At 68.5% G+C, this 14,541-nt stretch carries 14 protein-coding genes and 1 riboswitch; of the genes, 8 read left to right on the top strand and 6 right to left on the bottom strand.

What is annotated here, in order from left to right; translation table 11 throughout:
• Positions 1 to 10 precede the first annotated feature (10 nt).
• Together AB0I43_RS15590 and AB0I43_RS15585 are read right to left on the bottom strand one after the other, a co-directional pair.
• A complete protein-coding gene (locus tag AB0I43_RS15590) occupies positions 11 to 886 on the bottom strand; it encodes a Bax inhibitor-1/YccA family protein (protein WP_356973432.1) in 876 nt (291 codons plus the stop codon).
• Positions 887 to 1,024: 138 nt separating this feature from the next.
• Entirely contained in the window at positions 1,025 to 2,176 is a 1,152-nt protein-coding gene (locus AB0I43_RS15585; RefSeq protein ID WP_356973431.1) for a methyltransferase, read from the bottom strand.
• 203 nt (positions 2,177 to 2,379) lie between these two features.
• Between AB0I43_RS15585 and AB0I43_RS15580 the strand changes: the two genes are divergently transcribed.
• From AB0I43_RS15580 to AB0I43_RS15565, 4 genes are all read left to right on the top strand, one after another.
• On the top strand, positions 2,380 to 2,946 hold the full coding sequence (locus AB0I43_RS15580) for a hypothetical protein (RefSeq protein WP_356973430.1): 567 nt from the start codon (positions 2,380 to 2,382) through the stop codon (positions 2,944 to 2,946).
• Between the two features lie 65 nt (positions 2,947 to 3,011).
• On the top strand, positions 3,012 to 3,617 hold the full coding sequence (locus tag AB0I43_RS15575) for a hypothetical protein (protein WP_356973429.1): 606 nt from the start codon (positions 3,012 to 3,014) through the stop codon (positions 3,615 to 3,617).
• An 83-nt stretch (positions 3,618 to 3,700) separates the two neighbouring features.
• Positions 3,701 to 4,330, top strand: a complete 630-nt coding sequence (locus AB0I43_RS15570) for a DUF305 domain-containing protein (protein ID WP_356973428.1) — start codon at positions 3,701 to 3,703, stop codon at positions 4,328 to 4,330.
• A gap of 177 nt (positions 4,331 to 4,507) precedes the next feature.
• On the top strand, positions 4,508 to 5,053 hold the full coding sequence (locus AB0I43_RS15565) for a hypothetical protein (protein ID WP_356973427.1): 546 nt from the start codon (positions 4,508 to 4,510) through the stop codon (positions 5,051 to 5,053).
• 9 nt (positions 5,054 to 5,062) lie between these two features.
• On the opposite strand, the gene AB0I43_RS15560 is transcribed toward AB0I43_RS15565, so the two are convergent.
• Both AB0I43_RS15560 and AB0I43_RS15555 read right to left on the bottom strand, forming a co-directional pair.
• A complete protein-coding gene (locus tag AB0I43_RS15560; RefSeq protein WP_356973426.1) occupies positions 5,063 to 5,905 on the bottom strand; it encodes a metallophosphoesterase in 843 nt (280 codons plus the stop codon).
• A gap of 51 nt (positions 5,906 to 5,956) precedes the next feature.
• Positions 5,957 to 6,757 (bottom strand): methyltransferase, encoded by an 801-nt coding sequence (locus AB0I43_RS15555; RefSeq protein WP_356973425.1) that lies wholly within the window; start codon positions 6,755 to 6,757, stop codon positions 5,957 to 5,959.
• A 231-nt stretch (positions 6,758 to 6,988) separates the two neighbouring features.
• Positions 6,989 to 7,104: riboswitch (TPP riboswitch) on the top strand.
• Here AB0I43_RS15555 and AB0I43_RS15550 point away from each other — a divergent pair.
• Both AB0I43_RS15550 and AB0I43_RS15545 read left to right on the top strand, forming a co-directional pair.
• Positions 7,100 to 8,470: a cytosine permease gene (locus tag AB0I43_RS15550; protein ID WP_356973424.1), complete on the top strand. Its 1,371-nt coding sequence runs from the start codon at positions 7,100 to 7,102 to the stop codon at positions 8,468 to 8,470. Its footprint overlaps the riboswitch before it by 5 nt.
• A 16-nt stretch (positions 8,471 to 8,486) precedes the next feature.
• Positions 8,487 to 9,374, top strand: coding sequence for a DUF72 domain-containing protein (locus tag AB0I43_RS15545; protein ID WP_356973423.1), 888 nt, complete (start codon positions 8,487 to 8,489; stop codon positions 9,372 to 9,374).
• Here AB0I43_RS15545 and AB0I43_RS15540 read toward each other — a convergent pair.
• Positions 9,286 to 10,218: a thioredoxin domain-containing protein gene (locus AB0I43_RS15540; protein ID WP_356973422.1), complete on the bottom strand. Its 933-nt coding sequence runs from the start codon at positions 10,216 to 10,218 to the stop codon at positions 9,286 to 9,288. The two genes, AB0I43_RS15545 and AB0I43_RS15540, sit on opposite strands and share 89 nt — an antisense overlap.
• Positions 10,219 to 10,369: 151 nt before the next feature.
• Between AB0I43_RS15540 and AB0I43_RS15535 the strand changes: the two genes are divergently transcribed.
• The gene (locus tag AB0I43_RS15535; protein WP_356973421.1) at positions 10,370 to 10,669 is read left to right on the top strand and encodes a hypothetical protein; all 300 of its coding nucleotides are present in this window, start codon (positions 10,370 to 10,372) and stop codon (positions 10,667 to 10,669) included.
• Entirely contained in the window at positions 10,669 to 12,537 is a 1,869-nt protein-coding gene (locus AB0I43_RS15530) for an alpha/beta hydrolase (protein ID WP_356973420.1), read from the top strand. Before AB0I43_RS15535 ends, AB0I43_RS15530 begins: the two co-directional genes overlap by 1 nt.
• A gap of 44 nt (positions 12,538 to 12,581) precedes the next feature.
• Here AB0I43_RS15530 and AB0I43_RS15525 read toward each other — a convergent pair whose 3' ends face one another.
• A complete protein-coding gene (locus AB0I43_RS15525) occupies positions 12,582 to 14,180 on the bottom strand; it encodes an ABC transporter substrate-binding protein (protein WP_356973419.1) in 1,599 nt (532 codons plus the stop codon).
• Positions 14,181 to 14,541 lie beyond the last annotated feature (361 nt).

Raw genomic sequence — 14,541 nt, 5'->3', positions numbered from 1 at the left:
TCGTCTACCGCTAGTCGTTGTTGAAGTAGCTCAGCAGGCGCAGGATCTCCAGGTACAGCCAGACTAGGGTGATGGTCAGGCCGAACGCGACGCTCCAGGCCGCCTTCTCCGGCGCCTGGGCGCGGATCAGGTCGTCGGCGGCGTCGAAGTCCAGCAGGAAGCTGAACGCGGCGATCGCGATGCAGACCAGGCTGAAGATGATGGCGATCGGGCCGCCGTCGCGCAGGCCGAAGCCGCCGTCGGTGAAGAAGCTGGCGATCAGGTTGCCCAGCATCAGCACCACGACGCCGATGGTGGCGCCGATGATCATGCGGGTGAAGCGCGGCGTGACGCGGATGGCGCCGGTCTTGTAGACGACCAGCATGCCCGCGAAGACACCGAACGTGCCGAGCACCGCCTGGGCGATCATTCCGGTGCCGCCGACGCTGATGATGTTGGCGAACACGAACGAGACGGCGCCGAGGAACAGGCCCTCGAAGGCCGCGTAGGACAGCACGATGGCCGGATTATCGGTCTTGTTACCGAAGATCGCGACCAGGGACAGCACCAGGCCGCCGATCAGGCCGACCAGCATCAGCGGGAAGGCCAGCGCGTTGTCGGTGCTGCTCGCGGACAGGATGTAGGAGACCAGCGCCGTCACCGACAGCACACCCAGGGTGAAGGCCGTCTTGGTGACGATGTCGTCGATGGTCAGCGACCGGGTGGCCGGCGCCGGCGGGGTGTAGGGCTGGTACTGCCCGGGCTGCCCGTACTGGTTCGGCGGGTACTGGTTGCCGTACGGCTGGCCCATGGGGGCACCGGGCATACCCTGGCCGAAGTTGGCGTAGCCACCGCCACCCTGCTGCTTCGGCAGGTTCTTGAAGACCGGATTGCTCGTGGTACGCAACTGCGTCCCTTTCTTCAGTCGTTGCTGCTGTTGCCGCTCGAGCGGGGTGCTCGAATGCCAACTGCCTTGTTCAACGTCTCCGGCCCTTGGCAAGTTCCCAGGTGGGGCTTACCCGAGTCGGACATATCGGACCGAACTCTACCGCTGCCGGGCGTCATGCAGGCCACGGACCGACCGAGTGACCGTGAACTTCCGGTTGCGCCCGACCACTTCGGTGCGGCCCACCATCTTCTCCACCACGCCACGGTAATTCAGGTGCGAGTTGTAGACGGTCCACAGCTCGCCGCCCGGGCGCAGCACCCGGCCGGTCTCGACGAACATCTTGATCGCGGACCCGGTGTGCACCGCGGCCCCGACGTGGAACGGCGGATTGCACAGCACCAGGTCGGCGCTGTTGTCCGCGGCCGAGGACATGGCGTCGTCGCGCACCACGGTGACCCGGTCGTCGACCTGGTTGGCCGCCACCGTCGCCCGGGCGGAGGCGACCGCGGCGGCGGACTGGTCGGTGCCCACCACCCGGATGCCGGGTCGCGCCTTGGCCAGGGCGACCGCGAGGATGCCGGTACCGCACCCGAGGTCGATGGCGTCGCGGGCGTCGGGCTTCATCAGGCGCAGGTGTTGTAGTAGGAATCGGGTGCCGATATCCAGGCGCGCACCCGAGAACGCCGCACCGTGCGCGACCACGTCCAGGGCGAGATCCTCGATCCGCTCCACCATCGGGAACCGGGGCTCCCCCACCGGTTTCGGGCCCGAGACCTGCAGCGTGCGCGACTTCTGCCGACCGCGGCTGGCGCGCACCTCCGAAAAGTATTCGGCCAGGACCTCGTTCATGGACTTGGTCAGGTATTTGTCCCGGCCGCCCGCGATCACCACGACTTCCGGGTCGGCGTAGCGCGCGATGGCGTCGGCGACCTCGGCGAGCCCGGACAGCACGCGGGGCAGCCGCAGCAGCACCACCCGCGCGTCGGCCAGCAACTTCTCGTTGAGCCCGTGCGCGACATAGCGATCGGCGAGGCCGAGGGTGCGGGCGTTGTTGGCCAGCGCGAGTTCCCCGGTGTAGAGGTCCTGGTGCACGCGGACGTCGCGTAGATCGTGCGCGGCGATGACGCCGAGCGTCAGCGCGCCGTAACTGTCGCCGACGACAGCAACCTTTCCGCTATGTTCAGCGAAGAGGTGCTCGCCCGCGACATCGAGAATCAGCCGGTCCGCGGCATCGACGGCGTAGAGGTTCAGCGCCTCCACGTCCGGATACCGCCGCAGCCGGCCTAGGACATCCTCGACATCTCCCACACGTCAAGTGTGCTAGATCGTTGCCCGAATGTCTCATTCACCCCGGCCAATCGGCCCGATCGGTTTTCCGGAGATTTTCGCGAGCTTTGAAATGCCAAGCCTCACATTGCAATTCGTCATACTGGAACAGGTGTGAAAGGAGCTGCGCGACACGACGATTGCTGATCCCCCCGAAGCGGGCTCCGATCATTAACATCAGTCCCATGCGTAACACGATGCTGGTGCTGATCGCGGTCTCCGCGACCCTGCTGGCCGGCTGCGACAACCGCGGCACGGAAACCACGTCCCCGGACACCACCAGCACGTTCATCGACGCCCCCGCCCAGGTCCCGGGCGACGCGCTGCCCAAGCGCCAGGCGCCGTCGGGTGACGCGGGCCTCACGGTGACCGGTATCCGGATCGGGCCACAACCAGGCTTCGACCGGGTCGTCTACGACCTCGGCGGCCGCGGCGCCCCGGGCTGGACCGTGCAATACGCCGACCGCGCCGTGCAGGACGGCAGCGGCAAGGCCGTCGAGGTGGCCGGCCGGTCGATCCTCGAGGTGCAGATCACCGGCTCGGCCTATCCGTTCGACAGCGGCGTCGAGCCGTACGCCGGACCCGACCCGGCCACCGACCCGGGCGCGCCCGGCATCGCCGGGGTCTACGGCAGCGCGGTCTACGAGGGCACCACCCAGTCCTTCATCGGCGTCCAGGCCGATCGGCCCGCTTTCACCGTCAGCACCCTGAGCAATCCGACCCGCCTGGTGATCGATATCGCGACCCGATAGGCCCAGGCCCGATACGGGCTAGGGGTATTTGCGAGGCCGCGCGCGGCGTGGCTACACTCGGGCCCGTGGTCGACCAGCATCCACTGCTTCGAGCGTCCGGGGCCACCCGGCTGCTCGCGGTGCTGGCCCTGCTCGCGGGCATCGTCGCGATGCACGCGGGGGTTTTCACGGTCGGCCATTCCGGCGGTTCACACGCCGAGCACGCCGCCCCCGCGAGCGAACACGGGCACAGCCTGCCCGCGCCCGTCAGCGACTCCGGCCACGACGCCCCCGCGCAAGACTCCGACCGACCCGCGCTCGCGCCGGTTTTCGGCCACCCCACGGCCGCAATCGCAGTCGCGACGGAATCCAGCCACGCCGTCCACGCGCCCACGACGGATTCCGGGCGCACTGCGGCCACACCCACGCAGGGCTCGGGCTACCCTGCGGCCCCGCACTCGGGACCGGCGTGCGGTGGCGCGGGTTGCGATACCGGGCATGCCGGATTGCACGGGTGCGTGTTCATTCTGACCGCGCTCGGTTCGGCGCTGCTGCTCGTTCTGCTCTATTACGTGGCCGTCGAGCGGGCGGCGGGCCGTCCGAGACTGCCGTGGCACTGGCGGGCCGAGCGGGAACGCCCGCCGCCCTGGACTGTCCTATCCCTGGCCGAATTGTCGATTCTGCGGATCTGATGGGCACTCGCCCGCGCCGCGCCCTGCGCGCCGGCGACGGATCGGCCCACCCGAATCACCTCTAATTCCCCAGGAGTACAGCCATGTTCACCAGTCGTACCCGAATCACCCTCGCCGTCGCCGCGATCGGCCTGATCGCCGCGGGCTGCGGCACCGACGACTCCGACCCGATGCCCGGCATGGACCACGGCGCGACGTCCACCAGCGCGGCGGCGCCGGCCGCGCCGGGCGCCCGGACCGATTTCAACGACGCCGATATCGCCTTCCTGCAAGGGATGTATCCGCACCACGCCCAGGCTGTCGAGATGGCGAAGCTGGTGCCCTCTCGCAGCCAGAATCCGCAGCTGCTCGCGCTCGCGACGGCCGTGGAACAGGCGCAGGCGCCGGAGATGCAGCAGATCAGCGCGCTGCTGCAAAGTTTCGGCAAACCGGTGCCGAGCGCGTCCGGCGACCACAGCGGGCACGGCGCCACCATGCCCGGCATGATGTCCGCCGAGCAGCTCGACGCGCTGCGCGCCGCCTCCGGCACGGCGTTCGACCGGCAGTGGCTGGAGATGATGATCCAGCACCACCAGGGCGCGATCGCGATGTCCGACACCGAGATCGCGAACGGCGTCAACCCCGAGTCGGTGGCGCTGGCCCGCGCAGTGATCACCGCCCAGCGCGCCGAGATCGACACAATGAACGGCATGCTCGCCGGTCTGCCCGGCTGACCTGGGCCGCGCCCGGCCCGGGACCAGCCGGTCCCGGGCCCTGCGGGGTACGGACCGGTCTCGGTTGGCGACCCACCTGACGGGAACGCCGCCGACCCAGTACCGTCGAAACGTCCGATTCGCGCACCGCGCTGCGTCATCGGTCGGGCTCCCCGAGGAATGAGAGAGGCGTACACGATGCGACGACTAGAGCGCGCCGGCCTGGCCGCCACGGCGGCCGCGACCGCGATCGGCATCATCTTCCTCGGCGCCTGCTCCCAACAGATCTCGGGTTCGGCGCAAGCCAATCAGACCGAGCTGGCCTCCTACACCTCCGAGGTCACCGCCTCCTCGATCTCCTCCTCGATCGCGGCCTCCTCGTCCAAGGCGGCCGCGGTGGCCTCGGCCATCGAAGCCGCCTGCGACACCTTCGCCGCGGTGACCGCCAAGTCGATCGCCTCCTTCAACGCCTACATCGACGCCGGTGAATCCAATGCCGCCGATGTGGACGCCAAGGCCACCGACGCGGTGAACACGCTGCGCAGCGGCGCCACCGAGCTCACCGCGAAGCTGGCGCCCGAACTGCCGCCGCGCATCGCCGATCCGCTGCGGACCTACCGGGACGACAGCAACACCGTCGCCGACAACGTGGAGCGCCGGGTGAACGTCGACGCGCTCAACGCCTCGGTGGACAAGTTCAACGCCAGCAAGAACACCGCCCGCGACGCCTGCCTGGCCGGATAGCGGCCCGGCTCAGGCGATTTCGAGCCGGGCGGCGCGCTCCGGCGCGTACGGCAGCGGCAGCACCAGCCAGGAGTCGGCGGATTCGTAGCCCGCCGGCCCCGACGCCTCCGGATCCGCGCCCAGCCCTTCCACCCGGGTGTCGCCGATCTGGTCGGTGTAGCGGTAGTGCAGATGGCCGTGCAGCAGCAGCCGGGGCCGCAGCGCCTCGGTGACGCGCTGGATCCGATCCTGGTTCGGCAGGCACTCGGGCAGGTTCTTGCGGTTCCAATCCGGTTCGGCGGCACGCGGTTTGTCGTGGGTGAGCAGCACGTCGACCGGCGAACTGTCGGCCGCGAGCAGGGCCTCGCATTCGGCGTCGGTCATCTGTTCCTCCGGGAACCACAGGGTGCCCTCGGTCACCGGGCGGCGGCCCGAGCCGAACTGCCTGCGGCGCTCGGCTTTCCAGGCCCGGTGCGCCTCGGCGGCCAGCCGCCAGGCCTTGTCCACGGAGTAGGCCCCGCCGAACGCCGCGAACCGGGTGCCCGCCCAGGTCCAGCGGTGGCCGCGCGGCGCGTAGCGAATGTTGCGCCGGCACACCAGGAAACCCTCGTCGTCGGGTTCGGCGCCGTAGAGCTCGTGCACCAGGGCCGACTTGTCGTGGTTGCCGTCCAGGAAATACACCTGGACCTGCTTCTTGCGCGCCGTGCGGTCGACGACGTCGAAGTAGCGCCGACCGGCGGCGGTGTGCTCCCAGGCGCCGAAATCGCCGAGCACGAAGAGCTTTTCGCACTCCTGACGCGCGGCGACGTCCAACAGGTGCACGGCGTGGGTGGTGTTGCCGTGCAGATCCCCGGTCATCAGAACGCTCCCCATCCGGCAATCATCGCAGCTCGCGGACCGGGCGGCATCCTTATTTCCGGCTGGTCAGGCGGCGGCGCGGCCCGTCGTCGTGTAGATGCGCAGCGACCACAGGCGCAGGTCCGGGCGGGTGAACGCCTCGCGCAGCGTGTCCAGATCACCCGGGGCCAGACCGGCCGCGCTGAGCGGACCGGCCAGCAGCAGTGTGTGCAACCGGAACAGCGCGCAGCCCGGGCTGCCGCCGGGCCAGATCTCCCCGACGCCGGTGGCCCGGACGTCGGCCAGCCCCGCCTCATGGAAGACGGCGGGCGCGCGGCGAGCCCAGGAGAAATCGACGCCCACCAGGTCGGCCAGGGCGTGCATGGCCTGCGCGAAGCGGGTGACGGCGGCGGCCGCCTCCGGATCGGGGGCGGTGATGACGAAATCCCGCTGCGGGCCATCCCAATCCGAGACCACCAGCACCCCGCCGGGCGCCAGCGCGGCGGTGAGCCGGCGCAGCACGGCCTCGCGCTCGGGCAGGTGCATCAGGACCAGCCGGACGTGGATGAGATCGAAGGTGCCGGGCAGCGCGTCGGCGCGGACGTCGTGGCGGCGGATCTCCAGACTCTCGTGCGGCGGAATGTGGTGCGGTTCCAGATCGGTGGCCAGCACGGTGCCGGTCGGCCCGACGGCGGCGGCCAGCCAGTGCGCGATGTCGCCGTTGCCGGCGCCGATGTCCCAGCAGCGCCAGCCGCTGGTCACCCCCGTCGCCCGGAGTGTGCCGACGGTGTGGCGGTTGAGCAGTTCGCAGAGCAGGCCGAACTGTTCGGCGGCCTTGTCACTGTCGTTGTCGAAGACGTATTCACCATGGACCGGAGCGGCGCGCATCAGGACTACCCCCGAACGTCGACGTTGGTACCTCTATAGGAAACCCAGCGCCGCGCGAAAACAAGCCCCAATCCGCCGCTATCGGTTCCGCTCCGGGTTCGGCGAATCCTCCACCCCGGCAGCACCCGCGCAGCCTACCGATCGGTGGTCCGCACAAAGGCCCGCGACCCTGGTGGGCAGGGACGACGAGACATCCCACGAATGCGCGGGACACGTGTACTATTCGGCCGAACCAACCACCGCGGGAGCTCGGGCACGGCCGGGCTGAGAGGGCGGGCTCAACGCTCCGCCGACCGCATGAACCTGTTCGGGTAATGCCGGCGTAGGGAAAGTGCTCGACACATGTCTGTTTCTTCCACCTCGAAAACTCCGGCGCACGAGGCGCCGCTCACCCTCGACGAGCCCGCGCCCCGGGTGCTGTCGTTCTGGGATCAGAGCGCGTTCTGGGCCAATCTCGGCGTCAGCCTGTTCGCGTTCTCCGGCGCCTACACGGTGCTGGCCCCGAATACCGAGGGTGCGCTGCAACTGTCCATCGCGGCGGGCATTCTCGCGATGATCATCGGCACCCTGCTGGGCGGGCTCATGCTCGGCCTGGCCGCGGTGCCCGGCGCGCGCACCGGCAAACCCGCGATGGTGCTGCTGCGCGGACTGTTCGGCGCGAAGCTCAGCTACCTGCCGACGGTGCTGAACATCGCCCAGCTGATCGGCTGGGGCACCTTCGAACTGATCGTCATCGGCAGCGCCGCCGAGGAGCTGTTCGGCGGCGGCCCGCGCTGGCTCTACGTGGTGGCGGCGGGCCTGATCACCACGGCCCTGACGATCTGGCCGCTGGGTTCGGTGCGGATGCTGCGCCGCTTCGTCACCGTCGGCGTGGTGATCGCGCTGGCCTGGTTCTACATTCAGTTCTTCCGGGCCGGTATCCCGGATCTGACCACGAACCCCGGCCCGAAGGGCAGCGGCCCGTTCGGGGTCGACTGGAACCTCTTCTGGATCGCCACCGACGCGGCGCTGGCCGTCTCCATCTCCTGGATGCCGGTGGCCGCCGACTACACCCGGCACTCCAAGAGCACCCGCGCGGCGTTCGGCGCGGCCAGCGGCTCGTACGCGCTGACCCAGATCGTCGCCTACATCCTGGGGCTGCTCGCGCTCGCCCTGGCCACCGGCGACAGCGGCGTCTACGGACCGTTCCTGCACGTCACGCTGGGCGCTTTCTTCTTCTTCATCCTGGTGTTCCGGGAGGCCGATCAGTCCTTCGCCAACGTGTACTCCACGGCCATCTCGATCCAGAACCTGTGGCCGCGCATCGACCGGCGGATCCTGTCGATCGGCCTCGGCGTCCTGATCACCCTGCTCGCGCTGTGGCTGCGGATGGACGACTACTTCGGCTTCCTCGGCCTGATCGGCTCGGTGTTCGTGCCGCTGCTGGGCGTGCTGGTCGCCGATTTCTTCCTGCGCGCCAAGGGAACCTGGAACACCGAGCCGGACGCGCCCTCGCGCTGGGGCATGGTGTTCGCGTGGCTGGTCGGCCTGTCGGTCTATCAGCTGATCAACCCGGGCGACGCGGGCGCCTGGACCCGCTTCTGGATCCAGGTGCAGGAGACCCTCGGCTTCACCAAGCAGGCGTGGATGAGCGCCTCGCTGCTGTCGTTCCTGGCGGCGGGCCTGGTGGCCTGGCTGGTCGGCCGCGTCGCGAGCGCGCGCACGCCGCGATAGCTGCCACCATGGTCGGATGGGCGAGATCCGGATCGGCACCTCGGGCTGGGTGTACCCGCCGTGGCGGGGCGTGTTCTATCCGCAGGGGTTGCCACAGCGCGGCGAACTCGCCTATCTGGCCGGGCAACTCGACTCGGTAGAGATCAACGGGTCGTTCTACGCGCTGCAGAAGCCGGCCAGCTACCAGAAGTGGGCGGCGCAGACCCCGGACGATTTCGTGTTCGCCGTCAAGGGCAGCCGCTTCATCACACACATGAAACGGCTGCGCGACGGCGACACCCTGCTGTCGAACTTCCTGGCCTCCGGGGTGCTCGCGCTGGGCCCCAAGCTGGGGCCGCTGCTGTGGCAGCTGCCGCCGAATCTCGCCTTCGACGCCGAGTTGCTCGGTGATTTCTGCGCGCGGCTGCCGCACAGCACGGCCGCGGCCGCCGAGATCGCGAGCCGGCACGACGAACGCGTCGACCCCGCCTGGCTCGACGCCGGCGGCGACCGGCCGGTGCGGCACGCCCTCGAGGTCCGGCACCCCAGCTTCGACACCCCCGAATTCCCGGCTCTGCTGCGGAAATACGGGGTCGCGCTGGTCGTGGCGGACACGGCGGGTAAGTTCCCGTTCCTCGAGGAGACGACCGCCGATTTCACCTACGTGCGCCTGCACGGCCACGAGGAGCTCTACGTCAGCGGCTACACCGACGAGGGACTCGACCTGTGGGCCGCCAAGATTCGCGAGTGGGCGCGCCACGGCGACGTGTACGCCTACTTCGACAACGACGCCAAGGTGATGGCGCCTCGCGACGCGCTCGCGCTGCGCGCCCGGCTCACAGATGCGGCTCGATCTCCGCGACCAGATGATTCTTCCCGCCGAAGCCGATCACCCGGTGGATCTCGACGCCGTCGCGGAACATGAGGATCGCGGGGATGCCGCGGAAGTTGTAGCGCTCCCAGATCCCCTCGAACTTGTCCACATCGATCTTGCGGATCAGGACCCGGCCGGCCCACTGCCCCGCCAGCTCGGCCAGCACCGGCGTCACCTGGCGGCACGGCCCGCACCATTCGGCCCAGAAGTCGACGAGCAGCGGGACGCCGGTGGAGCTTTCGGCGGCGATGTCGTCGGGGGTGATGGCGGTCAGCTGATCGCGTGCGGCCAGATAGATCTGGTGGTCGCGGGCTTCCTGGGCCAGCACGTCGGCGGCGACGGCCGTGCCGTGCGCACGCACCCACGCCGTCAGCTCGTCGTAGCGCGGGCCCGGCTGCTCGTGCTTGCCGGCGGCCGTGTTCAGCGCCTCGGTCAGCGCTTGCAGCGCCGCGCGCAGCTGCGGGCCCTGACCGGTCAGGTCGAAGGCGCGGGCCAGCACGACCTCGCCGTCGCGCCCCACCTCGAGATCCTGCCAGAGCCGGACCACGTACTGCTCGTCGTCGGTGACGCGCCAGCGCACCTGGACCTCGCGCAACTGCGCGGCCTCGCGCGCGAGCGCCTCCTGCTCGGACAGCCGCGTGCCGTGCGCGCGCACGTACTCGGCGAAGACCCCGAACTCCGGCGAACCGGGCCCGGCGCCGAGCTGTTCCTGCAACGCGTCCAGCAGCGCGCGGTGCACCTCGGCCGCGTCGGCGCCCCCGGCCTCGAGGTCGAAAGCCGCCCAGCGCCCGACGAATCCGCCCTCGGTTTCGGCGAGCCGCACGCCCTCGAGCAGCCGCACTACGTAGATTCCCGATTCCGGTAATTCGACGGTGAACTCGTGATCGTGCTCCATCCGAACCCCTCCCAGCGCCGGCGCACAAGACCGGAATTCTATCAGCGGCACGGTCTCCCGGGCGGGCTCTCGCGGAAGGTGGAACCGATCTCGGCCGCGCTGCGTCGAAGAAGAGTGAGCACACCGGTCTGGCGATGACGCAGGGAGAGTTGTGGGCGACGAGGCGCAGTTCGGGGTACGGCCCGAGCAGTTGACGAACATTTCCGCGACTTGGCGGCGCGAGGCCGGCGATCTGACGGGCCTGGTGTGGTCGGCCCTGGCCGAGGCCGGCGGCGAAGGCAGCGCGGTGCTGGCCGCGGTGCGCGAGAGCGCGGATCCGGCACGGCAGGCCGCGGCCGCCATCGCGACCAGGTTCGGCACGATGGCGGATCTGCTGGACCGCTTCGCGGGGAATATCGCCGAGCGCGACGCCGAGATCGCGGCGGAGTTCACGAAGTTGGAGGCGCGCTGATGCGGCCGACGTTCACCCAGCTGGCGGGCTGGAATCTGGAGGGGCTGCTGCGCGCGGCGAAGATCGCCGACGAGAACGCGGTGGCCCTGTTCGATTCGCTCACCGACTCCGCCCGGGCGGTGGACGCCGCGCAGGAGTGGCGCGGCCAGGCCAGGGAGGCGGCTTGGCGGCGCACCAACGAGGAGATCGATCACGCGCACGAGGTGCGCGGCCTGCTGGTGCAGTTCGCCGACGAGGCCACCGACGCGCACCGCGAATTCGACACGGCCCGCACCTATGTGCTGGCCCAGCGCGCGGCCGCGCAGACCGCGGGCTGCGTGGTGGACGACGCCGGATATGTCACCCACCCGGACAGCGCGAACACCGAAGCCGGTGTCTTCCAGCTCAATATCCTCGCCGGCCTGGATCAGATCGAGCGGGTCGACGGCGGTTACGGCGAGCGGCTGCGTGCCATCCAGGCCGATCTCGCCGCGATCCGGGACGGTCAGCAGGACATCCTGTTCCAGGGCACCCGCCGCGACCCGGACGAGGTGGTGACCCAGCTGGCCGCGATGACGGCCGACCAGCGGGCGGCCGCGATCGCGCAGCTGAGCCCGGCCGACCTCCGTGCGCTGGTGCTCGCGAATCCGGACGTCATGGGCAATCTCCACGGCGTCCCGTTCCCGGTGCGCATCGCGGCCAACGAGATCAATCTCCGCAACGCGATCCAGCAGGAGAAGCACAAACCGAACCCCGACGAAAACCGGGTGCGACGGCTGGAGAGTTTGTTGGAGCCGATCGACGATCCGACCGAAACCGACCGGGTGCCGGGTGTTTCGGAGTCCGACCGCAAGCCCGAACTCGCCCTGGTGCGCACCGCCGGCGTCGATCCCGCCGCCGACACGAAGGTGGACCGCAAGTTCGTCATGTTCCGGGCCGACGAGGGCAGCGGGCACATGATCGAGATGGTCGGCGAGTTCACCGCCGACACCAAGGGCGTCGGCGTCTACGTGCCGGGCACCTCGACGAATCTGGACGGCGCCGCGTCCAACCAGGCCGCGGCCTGGAACCTGGCCGATCAGACCGGGGGCCCGATATTCCTCTACATGGAGGGCGATTTCCCGCAGGATCTGGGGCCGTCGGGTGCGATGGATCCGCGGTACGCCGCGGACATGGCGCCCAAACTGGTCGAGTTCGGCAAGGAGGTCGACCGGGAGGTGGCGCGGCAGGCGCCGGGCACCCCGGTCACCTATGTCGGCCATTCCTACGGCGGTTCGATCGTCGGCACGGCCGAGCAGCAGGGCCTGCGCGCCGATCGCATCCTGCACGCCTCCTCGGCGGGCACGGGTGTCGAGGACAAGCCGTGGCAGAACCCGAACGCGGCCGTGCAGCGCTACGCCATGACGGCCCCCGGGGATTTGATCGGCGCCGCCCAGTCCGCGCCGCGCGACACCGGGCTGCCGTCCTGGCTGGATCTGCCGGGCATTCCGGAGCGCAACCCGCACGGCGGTCATCCGCAGGGCACCGATCCGGACGAGCTGCCCGGCGTCACCCGTCTCGATACCGGCTATTACGCCGATTACAACGGCGACGGCAAGCAGGAACCCGTGTTCGGCACCGACGGGCACGGAAAGTACTGGGACGACCCGAATTCCACGGCATTCCGCAATATCGCGGGCGTCATCTCCGGCGGTGAAGTGCACGCGTATGTGGAGCGCGGCATCGAAACCGACTGGGTGGACATCGATCTCGGTGACGACGGCGACCTGAAGGACGAGGTCGCCGATCTCGCGGCGGCGCTGGCGGCCCAGCGGCTGGGCAAGCAGCCCTACGCCGACCCCCGCGTCACCGACAACCCCGACCTCGGGCCGAGAATCCTGGTGTCCTGAGCTACCGGGTGTTCGGGGGCCTGCCGTGGCAGACCCCCGAGCGCCTACTTCTCGATTCCTTCGAAATCGAACAGGCCGTTCCAGGCGAGTTCGGCTTTCTTCACCTTTTCCGAACGCCCGGCATTGGCGACGTAGTCGAGCACCGGGATGTCCACCATGTCGCGCAGCATCAGGGTCTGGGCCTGCGCGATGATCTTGTACGACTCGTCCAGCGACGGCGCCGCGAGCGCGTCGTCGAACAATTTGTCCAGCTCGGGATTCTTGTAGTCGACGTTGTTGGTGCCGGAATAGCTGTAGTAGTTCGCGCTGAGGAATTGCATCATCGTCGGGTAATCACCCTGCCAGCCGTAGCGGAACGCCTTGCCGATCGTGCGCCCGGTGATCAGCGTGCGAATATCCTTGAAGGTCGGGTACGGCACGCCGATCGCCTCGATGCCGAGCACGTTCTTCACGCTGTTGGCGACGGCCTCGATCCATTCCTGGTGCCCGCCGTCGGAGTTGTAGGCGATTTCGTAGCGGCCCGACCAGGGTGCGATGGCCTCGGCCTGGGCCCACAGCTTCTTGGCCTCGTCCGGGTTGAACTTCAGCGCCTCGGCGCCGGGCAGGTTGCCGTTGAAACCGGGCAGCGTGCTCGCGGTGAAATCCCGGGCCGGGTTGCGGGTGCCGTGGAAGATCTTGTCGCAGATCTGTTCCCGATTGATCGCCATCGAGATGGCCTTGCGGCGCAGCACGCCTTCGGGTCCGGAGAAATGCGCCACATTGGACTGGACGCCGATGTGCTGGTTCTGCGCGGTCGGCTTGGTGATCGCGCGATCGCCGAGGTCGTTCTTGTAGGTGGCGATCGCACTGGACGGGATGGTGTCGAGGGTGTCGAGATTGCCGGCCTGCAGATCCGCGTAGGCGGTCTCGAAGGTCTGGTAGTGCACGAAGCGCAGGCCCTTGTTCTTGGCCGGGCGTCCGCCCTGGTAGTCCGGGTTCACGTCGAGATCGATCTTGACGTTGTGTTCCCAGGTCTTGAACTTGTACGGGCCGTTGCCGATCGGGGCCTCACCGAAGGCCTTGATGTCCTTGAAGGCGGCGTCGGGCAGCGGATAGAACGGCGAGTAACCCAGCCCGATCTCGAAATCGATGGAGGGGAACTGCAATTCGACGGTGAAGGTGCGGTCGTCGACGACCTTCAGCCCCGCCATGGTCTGCGCTTTGGGCGGGTCGGAGGAGACGTCGTCGAAGCCGAGAATCGGTGTGAACACATAGCTTTGCAGCTGGGCGTTGGTACCGAGCGCGGTGTAGTTCCAGGCGTCGACGAAGTTCTTGGCCTTGACCGTGGTGCCGTCGGTGAACTTCCAGTCCGGCTTGATGGTGATCTTGTAATTCTTGCGATCGGTGGTTTCGATCTTCTCGGCCATCTCGTCGTGCGCCTGGCCGTCGGCGTCGTAGTATTTCAGCCCCGCGAACAGGCGGTCGACCACGCGGCCGCCCTGGTTCTCGTTGGTATTGCCGGGCACGAGCGGGTTCTGGGGTTCGCCGCCGTTGGTGGTGACGATCCCCTCGGCCGCACTGTCTTCCGTGCCGCAGGCGGACAGGCCCAGGCTTGTGGCCAGTAGCACCGCCCCGATCAACGCGCCAGCTCTTGTGAATCTCACTGCGTTCTCCTGACATCGAGCAGAACCGGGGCGACCCTCATCCGATTTGCCCCGGAATATATTCGGACAGTAGCGATTCCGGGGCCGACCTGTCCCGAAATCGAAACAGCTTGTTTTCGATTTCATCGCGTACAACGGCCGCGCCGCCGATCGCGTACAGCAGCTAAGAATTGGCTAATTCGATCGCGCACATCGAATTCCGAGATCCGGGGGCACCGGCCCGGCCAACACGCGGCAATCACCTGAGGTGCGATCCAGAACAGATCGGAGTACCCAGGAGAACCCAAACTTAATCAACATGTTCTAAAGAACACATTAGCCAGCGGCTATCACTGCGTCTTCGAGCCCTCGAAAACCCTTG

The organism is Nocardia sp. NPDC050435, assembly GCF_040655395.1.
GTDB lineage: Bacteria > Actinomycetota > Actinomycetes > Mycobacteriales > Mycobacteriaceae > Nocardia.
Note: the sequence above shows the minus strand (reverse complement) of the source record. Positions and strands in the feature narration are given on the sequence as shown.

Coding starts and splice junctions, on each gene's coding strand:
- AB0I43_RS15530 (WP_356973420.1), top strand. CDS start 10,669: ATGCGGCCGACGTTCACCCAGCTGGCGGGCTGGAATCTGGAGGGGCTG.
- AB0I43_RS15545 (WP_356973423.1), top strand. CDS start 8,487: ATGGGCGAGATCCGGATCGGCACCTCGGGCTGGGTGTACCCGCCGTGG.
- AB0I43_RS15560 (WP_356973426.1), bottom strand. CDS start 5,905: ATGGGGAGCGTTCTGATGACCGGGGATCTGCACGGCAACACCACCCAC.
- AB0I43_RS15570 (WP_356973428.1), top strand. CDS start 3,701: ATGTTCACCAGTCGTACCCGAATCACCCTCGCCGTCGCCGCGATCGGC.
- AB0I43_RS15555 (WP_356973425.1), bottom strand. CDS start 6,757: ATGCGCGCCGCTCCGGTCCATGGTGAATACGTCTTCGACAACGACAGT.
- AB0I43_RS15565 (WP_356973427.1), top strand. CDS start 4,508: ATGCGACGACTAGAGCGCGCCGGCCTGGCCGCCACGGCGGCCGCGACC.
- AB0I43_RS15540 (WP_356973422.1), bottom strand. CDS start 10,218: ATGGAGCACGATCACGAGTTCACCGTCGAATTACCGGAATCGGGAATC.
- AB0I43_RS15580 (WP_356973430.1), top strand. CDS start 2,380: ATGCGTAACACGATGCTGGTGCTGATCGCGGTCTCCGCGACCCTGCTG.
- AB0I43_RS15550 (WP_356973424.1), top strand. CDS start 7,100: ATGTCTGTTTCTTCCACCTCGAAAACTCCGGCGCACGAGGCGCCGCTC.